The following is a 537-nucleotide window of genomic DNA, read 5'->3' on the forward strand; positions in this document are numbered from 1 at the left end:
GCCGGTGCGCCGGGGTGGTGGTACGACCGGTGCGGTGCGGCTGGGCATGGGGTTGGCGCCCGAGGAGCGTAAGGCGCAGGCGTTGCTGCTGGACCAGAGCGTCTCGCGCAACATCAGCCTGGCGAGTTTGGGCCGGTATTCGCGGCTGGGGTGGATGGACCGGCGCCGGGAGGCGGCTGACGCGCGGGAGATGGTGCGGGCGCTGGATATCCGGCCCGCTGATCCGGAGCGGCCGATCAAGACGTTGTCGGGCGGTAACCAGCAAAAAGCGGTGCTGGCCCGGTGGTTGCTGAACGACCGCAAGTTGTTGCTTTTGGACGAGCCGACCCGCGGGGTGGATGTGGGGGCTCGGGCGGAGTTGTACGCGGTGGTGCGGCGGCTGGCCGACGAGGGGATCGGGGTGTTGCTGGTCTCCAGTGAGGTTCCCGAGGTGCTGGGGCTGGCCGATCGGGTGCTGGTTCTGCGGGAGGGCCGGGTCATTCGTGAGGCCGGTGCCGGTGAGCTGGACGAGCACGCCGTCCTCGACATGATCATGGA

General features: G+C 69.3%; 1 protein-coding gene. It reads left to right on the forward strand.

Annotated elements, in window-relative coordinates:
- Positions 1 to 34: 34 nt before the first annotated feature.
- Positions 35 to 537: ATP-binding cassette domain-containing protein (locus ABD817_RS39485; RefSeq protein ID WP_344923580.1), on the forward strand; the 503-nt coding region annotated here is incomplete at its 3' end.

It is taken from the genome of Streptosporangium oxazolinicum (assembly GCF_039537505.1).
Classification (GTDB): domain Bacteria; phylum Actinomycetota; class Actinomycetes; order Streptosporangiales; family Streptosporangiaceae; genus Streptosporangium; species Streptosporangium oxazolinicum.